The organism is Nocardiopsis listeri NBRC 13360, assembly GCF_001570765.1.
GTDB classification, from domain to species: Bacteria; Actinomycetota; Actinomycetes; order Streptosporangiales; family Streptosporangiaceae; genus Nocardiopsis; species Nocardiopsis listeri.
The window spans coordinates 55,446-61,445 of sequence record NZ_BCSH01000051.1; the positions used below are offsets into that span (position 1 = coordinate 55,446).

Below are 6,000 nucleotides of genomic sequence, written 5' to 3' on the forward strand. Positions count from 1 at the left end.
TGCTGTCTCGGATCGACAGTCGACTCGCCACCGGGGGACGGGGGCAAGAGGTGGTAGGGGACATGCGCAGTGCACAGCGGACGGCCGATGGGGACACCCCGCGGGGCACGGTGCCCGAACGACTGCTGAGCGCGGCCACACGGCTCTTCGCCGAACGCGGCTTCGAAGGCACCTCTGTACAGGAGGTCGTGGCCGCGGCGGGCGTCACCAAGGGCGCCATGTACCACTACTTCGGTTCCAAGGACGACCTGCTCTACGAGGTCTACGCCCGCGTGCTGCGCATGCAGACCGAGCACCTGCAGGAGATCTCCGCCCGGGACGAGCCCGTCACCGAACGAGTGCACGCGGCCGCCGCCGACGTCATCGTCACCACCGTCGCCAACCTCGACGACAGCACCATCTTCTTCCGTTCCATGCACCAGCTCGCTCCGGAGAAGCAGCGCAGCGTGCGCGCCGAGCGTCGCAAGTACCACGAGCTGTTCCGGTCCATGATCGAACAGGGGCAGAAGGAGGGCGTCTTCCGTGCCGACGTCCCCGCCGACCTGGTCATCGACTACTACTTCGGCTCCGTGCACCACCTGAGCACCTGGTACCGCCACGACGGCGCCCTGACCGGTAAGGACGTGGGCGGGCACTTCGCCGACCTGCTCCTGGCCGGCCTGCGTCCCCAGGTCTGATCTCGCACAAGCGACAAGGGCCGGGACCTTGGCCCCGGCCCTTCCTCAACGCGCGGTCCGCTACCTGTACTTGCGCAGCTCCGCGCGGCCCAGCGAACGCAGGTGCACCTCGTCCGGCCCGTCGGCCAGCCGCAGCGAACGCACCCCCGCCTGCCAGGCGGCGATCGGCACGTCCTGGCTCACCCCGGCCGCGCCGTGCGCCTGCACGCACTTGTCGAGGATCCACTCCACGGTGCGCGGGGTGGCGATCTTGATCGCCTGGATCTCGGTGTGTGCGCCCTTGTTGCCCACCGTGTCCATCAGGTAGGCGGTCTTGAGCACCAACAGTCGCAGTTGCTCGATCTGCACCCGTGCCTCGGCGATCCACTCGCGCACCACGCCCTGCTCGGCCAGCGGGCGGCCGAACGCCACCCGGTCCAGCACGCGCCGGCAGGTGATCTCCAGGGCGCGTTCGGCCATGCCCAGGGCGCGCATGCAGTGGTGGATCCGGCCCGGGCCCAGACGGGCCTGGGCGACGGCGAAGCCCTCCCCTTCGGCTCCGATGAGGTTCTCCGCCGGCACCCGCACGTTCTCGAACAGCACTTCGGCGTGGCCACCGTGGTCGCTGTCGTCGTAGCCGAACACCGTCATGCCGCGCTCGACGGTCAACCCGGGAGTGTCGCGCGGCACCAGCACCATGCTCTGCTGCTTGTGCCGGTCGGCGTCGGGGTCGGTCTTGCCCATCACGATGAAGATCTCGCACGCCGGGTTGAGCGCCCCGGTGATGAACCACTTGCGACCGTTGATCACGTACTCGTCGCCCTCGCGGACGATGCTCGTGGTGATGTTGGTGGCGTCGGAGGAGGCCACCGCGGGTTCGGTCATCGCGAACGCGGACCTGATCCGCGCGTCCAGCAACGGCTCCAGCCAGCGCTTCTTCTGGTCGGGGGTGCCGAACATCGTCAGCACCTCCATGTTGCCGGTGTCGGGCGCGGCGCAGTTGAGGGCGGCCGGGGCCAGGCGGGGGCTGCGCCCGGTGATCTCGGCCAACGGGGCGTACCGGAGGTTGGGCAGTCCGCCGTGCTCGGGGTGCCCGGCCAGGAACAGGTTCCACAGACCCCGTTTCCTGGCCTCGGCCTGGAGCTCGCCCACGATCGGTGGGGTCGCCCATGGGTCGTCGCGTTCGGCGAGTTGGGTTTCCATCACCGCTTCGGCCGGATACACGTGTTCTTCCATGAAGGCCAGGAGCCGCTGTCGCAGCTCCTCGGTCTCGGCGTCGTAGGCGAAGTCCATCAGTCCTCCTCGAGCATGGTGTGTGCGCGTTCCACCAGGGGCGCGACCACGTCGCCGATACCGTCGAACCCCGCCCCGACGGTCAGCCCCCGGGTGTGCCGGAAGTGGATGCCCTCGGCGATCACCGCGAGCTTGAAGCAGCCGAAGGCCACGTACCAGCCGAGCCGGGACACGTCACGCCCGGTGGCGGCGGCGTACATCCGCACGATCTCGGTGGAGGACGGGAAACCCTCGGCGGAGGTGGCGGGTCGGTCCCCACCGGTGACCGGGCGTTCCAGGTAGACGAGCATCAGGCCCAGGTCCACGAGCGGATCGCCCAGGGTGGCCATCTCCCAGTCGAGTACCGCGGTGAGCTCGCCGTCGTCGGTGACCAGCACGTTGTCGAGCCGGTAGTCGCCGTGCACGATCGCGGGCGCGGACGGTTCCGGGATGGAGCGGGCCAACCGGTCGCGGAGTTCGTCGATGCCGGGGATGTCGCGGCTGCGCGATGCCTCCAGCTGCTTGCTCCACCGACGTACCTGACGCTCCAGGAACCCGTCCGGGCGACCGAAGTCGGTCAAACCCACCGTGGCGGGGTCGACCGCGTGCAGCAGGCCCAGGGTGGTGACCAGTCGTTCGGCGACCGCGTGGACGCCGTCGGGGCCCAGCGGCGCGATCTCCTCCCGGGTGCGGAACGCGGTCCCGCCCACGTACTCCATGACGTAGAACGGGGCTCCCGCCACCTCGGTGTCCTCGCACAGGTGGTGGGTACGTGGAACCGGCACGTCGGTCTCTCGCAGCGCCGTCATCACCCGGTATTCGCGCGTCATGTCGTGCGCGGTGGCCAGCACGTGCCCCAGGGGTGGACGGCGCACCACCCACGTCCCGGTGCCGTCGGTGACCACGTAGGTCAGGTTCGACTTGCCGCCGGTGACCACCCGACCGGTGAGCGGGCCCGACACCAGGCCGGGGACCTCCCGGTCCAGGTAGGAGCGCAACCGGTCCAGGTCCAGGCCGGGGAGTTCGCCCTCGTTCCCGTCACTCATTCGCTCTCCTCCTCGGCGAACACCTTGGCCTGGAGGCGGCGCATCCCCGCCAGCCAGGTGTCGGTGTCGGTGGCTCGGGCCGCGTAGTAGTCGGCGGCCTCCGGGTGCGGCAGGATCAGGAACCGGCCATCGCTCAGGGCCACCAGCACGGTGTCGGCGACCTCCTCGGGCGTGATGGCCCCGGGGGAGAGGATGGCCTGACCCTGGTCACCGGCGTCGTCGAGCATGCCGGTGCGCACACCCAATGGGCACAGGCACTGCACGGTGATCCCTCGGCCCCCGTAGGTGGCCGACAACCACTCGCTGAAGGCCAGGGCGGCGTGCTTGGTCACCGAGTACGGCGCGCTGCCCAGCATGGTGAGCAGGCCCGCCCCGGAGGCGGTGGTGACGAAGTGACCGCGGCCTCGCTCCAACCAACCGGGCACCAATTCACGGGCGGCGCGCACGTGCGACATCACGTTGACCTGCCAGGACGCCTCCCAGTCGGCTTCGGGGGCCTCCGGGCCGCCGCTGCGGGCGATGCCCGCGTTGGCCATGTACAAGTCGATCCCGCCCAGATGGGCGTCGGCCTCGGCGATCAGCGCGGTGACCCCCGCCTCGGAGGCCGCGTCGCCGGGCACGGCGATCCCGCCGATCTCACCGGCCACGGCCTCGGCCGCGGAGGCGTCCAGGTCGTTGACGACCACCCGTGCCCCGGCGGAGGCCAACCGGCGGGCCACGGCCGCGCCGATGCCGTTACCCGCGCCGGTGACGACGACTCCGGCGTTCTTGGGGTCCAGCGGCATCAGATACCCCCGGTGAGGGTCATTCCGCCGTCGAGGACGAGAGTGCGGCCGGTGATCCAGGAGGCGTCTTCGGAGAGCAGGAACGCGACCGCTCCGGCGACGTCCTCGGGTACACCGAGCCGCTTCAACGGGTACTGGGAGGCGACCTCTTCCTCGCGCCCGTCGTACAGCGCCTCGGCGAAGCGGGTCTTGACCACGGCGGGGGCGACCCCGTTCACCCGGATGTCGGGGCCGAGCTCGACCGCGAGCTCCTCGGTGATGTGTCGGAGCATCGCCTTGGAGGCGCCGTAGAAGCCGATTCCGGGGGCGGGCTTGAGACCGGCCACGGAGGAGACGTTGACGATCGATCCACCGTGCTCGGCCATGCCGGCCCGGTACACCTTCTGTACCCAGGAGACCGCCGAGAGCGCGTTCACCTCGAAGATCTTGCGGGCCGCGTCCAGGTCCAGGTCGACCATGCGTCCGTAGACCGGGTTGATGCCGGTGTTGTTGACGAACGTGTCGACCGCGCCGAACGCCTCCTTGGTGGCGGCGATGGCCTCGTCCTGGTGTTCGGGGTCGTCACCGCGCCCGGGGACCCCGATGGCGTGTTCGGGGCCGCCCAGGGCCTCGACCGCCTCCTTGAGGGGCTCGGGCTTGCGCGCGGTGACGCACACGCGGGCCCCCTCGGAGACCAGGCGCTGGGCGATGGCCAGGCCGATACCGCGACTGGCACCGGTGATGATGGCGGTGCGGCCGCCGAACCGCGAAGTCATGCGTACTCCTTAGACCGACTGGTCGGTATGTCAAGGCGACCCTATGTCCACGGGGCGCGCGCCGCAAGGGGGGAAGGGCCTCGGTCGGGGTGACAATGGGGTCGCACGGGAACACAGGTGCCCGTGCGGGACCCCCGGGTTCCGACACCCGTTCCCGATACCGAAAGGAATCCCATGGCTGCCGAGGTCAAGGACGTCCCGGAGAACAACCGCTACGTGATCACCGCCGACGGCGAGGAGGCGGGTTTCGCCGAGTACATCCTCACCGACACCATGATCACCTTCACCCACACCGAGGTCGATCCCGCCTTCGAGGGCAAGGGCATCGGCGGCGCCCTCGTTCGCGAGGCCCTCGACGACGTGCGTACCCGTGGCCTGTCCGTGCTGCCCATGTGCCCGTTCGTCAAGGGCTGGATCGAACGCCATCCCGAGTACACCGACATCGTCCATCGCTGAGCGTGTGGCCACGGTCCGACCGGGCAGAACCGCGGGACAGCCGAGAACCAGGAGGCGTCGACGTTGGGCATCGACTACGGACGTGACATCGAATTCGGGGTCTTCCCCTCGCCGGAGGCCGCGAAGCCGGACCGCATCTGGGCGGTGATCGACGCGGCCGAACGGGGCGGATTGGACTTCGTGGGTATCCAGGACCACCCCTACCAACGCCGGCACCTGGACACCTGGGCGCTGATGGCCACGGTCCTGGCCCGCACCGAACGCCTGCGGGTCTTTCCGGACGTGGCCAACCTGCCGCTGCGACCGCCCGCCATCATCGCCAAGAACTCCGCGAGCCTGGACGTGCTCTCGGGTGGCCGCTTCGAACTGGGGCTGGGCGCCGGCGGGTTCTGGGAGGCGATCGAGGCCATGGGCGGGCCCCGGCGCAGCCCACGCGAGGCCGCCGACGCCCTGCTGGAGGCGATCGAGGTGATCCGCCTGCTGTGGTCGGATCAGAGCTCGGTGCGCTTCGAGGGCGAGCACTACCGCCTGGCCGGGGTCAAGCCCGGCCCGCCGCCGGCCCACGACATCGGTATCTGGCTGGGCGTGCTCGGACCCCGTCTGCTCAAGGCGGTCGGCGGGGTCGCCGACGGCTGGGTGCCCTCCCACGCCTACGCGGGCACCGACAAGCTTCCCGACATGCACGCGCGCATCGACGAGGGCGCCGCCGAGGCCGGCCGCGATCCGGCCGCCATCCGTCGCGTGTACAACCTGTGGGGCGCCATCGGCGATTCGGCCGGTTCCTCCGGTGGCGGCCTGGACGGTCCGGTCGACCAGTGGGTGGAGCGCATCACCGAGTTCGCCGTGGAGTACGGGATGGACACCTTCGTCCTCGGACCGGCGGAGGAGTCTCCGGAACAGGTGGAGCTGTTCGCCGCCGAGGTCGCCCCGGCCGTGCGAGAGGCCGTGCGGCATGCCCGAGGCTGAGTGAGGTGCGAGGGTGCGGGGGTGGGTGGCTGGTGGGCGCCTGGGGTCGGGAGCCTTGGGGTTG

The 6,000-nt window shown here is 70.2% G+C and carries 7 protein-coding genes; 3 read left to right on the top strand and 4 right to left on the bottom strand.

The features are described 5' to 3' along the window. Positions 1–62: 62 nt before the first annotated feature. The gene (locus tag NLI01S_RS16755; protein ID WP_067605525.1) at positions 63–677 is read left to right on the top strand and encodes a TetR/AcrR family transcriptional regulator; all 615 of its coding nucleotides are present in this window, start codon (positions 63–65) and stop codon (positions 675–677) included. Positions 678–737: 60 nt separating this feature from the next. Here NLI01S_RS16755 and NLI01S_RS16760 read toward each other — a convergent pair whose 3' ends face one another. From NLI01S_RS16760 to NLI01S_RS16775, 4 genes are read right to left on the bottom strand one after another with little or no spacing between them, the layout of a single operon-like run. Beyond that, positions 738–1,949, bottom strand: coding sequence for an acyl-CoA dehydrogenase family protein (locus NLI01S_RS16760; RefSeq protein ID WP_067605526.1), 1,212 nt, complete (start codon positions 1,947–1,949; stop codon positions 738–740). Next, positions 1,949–2,974 (bottom strand): phosphotransferase family protein, encoded by a 1,026-nt coding sequence (locus NLI01S_RS16765; protein WP_067605527.1) that lies wholly within the window; start codon positions 2,972–2,974, stop codon positions 1,949–1,951. The genes NLI01S_RS16760 and NLI01S_RS16765 overlap by 1 nt, the downstream gene beginning before the upstream one ends. After that, a complete protein-coding gene (locus tag NLI01S_RS16770) occupies positions 2,971–3,759 on the bottom strand; it encodes an SDR family oxidoreductase (RefSeq protein WP_190318496.1) in 789 nt (262 codons plus the stop codon). The genes NLI01S_RS16765 and NLI01S_RS16770 overlap by 4 nt, the downstream gene beginning before the upstream one ends. Further along, a complete protein-coding gene (locus NLI01S_RS16775; RefSeq protein ID WP_067605528.1) occupies positions 3,759–4,514 on the bottom strand; it encodes an SDR family oxidoreductase in 756 nt (251 codons plus the stop codon). The genes NLI01S_RS16770 and NLI01S_RS16775 overlap by 1 nt, the downstream gene beginning before the upstream one ends. Before the next feature lie 174 nt (positions 4,515–4,688). Between NLI01S_RS16775 and NLI01S_RS16780 the strand changes: the two genes are divergently transcribed. Together NLI01S_RS16780 and NLI01S_RS16785 are read left to right on the top strand one after the other, a co-directional pair. After that, positions 4,689–4,970, top strand: a complete 282-nt coding sequence (locus NLI01S_RS16780; RefSeq protein WP_067605529.1) for a GNAT family N-acetyltransferase — start codon at positions 4,689–4,691, stop codon at positions 4,968–4,970. A gap of 63 nt (positions 4,971–5,033) precedes the next feature. Continuing rightward, positions 5,034–5,936, top strand: coding sequence for an LLM class flavin-dependent oxidoreductase (locus NLI01S_RS16785; protein WP_067605531.1), 903 nt, complete (start codon positions 5,034–5,036; stop codon positions 5,934–5,936). Positions 5,937–6,000: the final 64 nt, after the last annotated feature.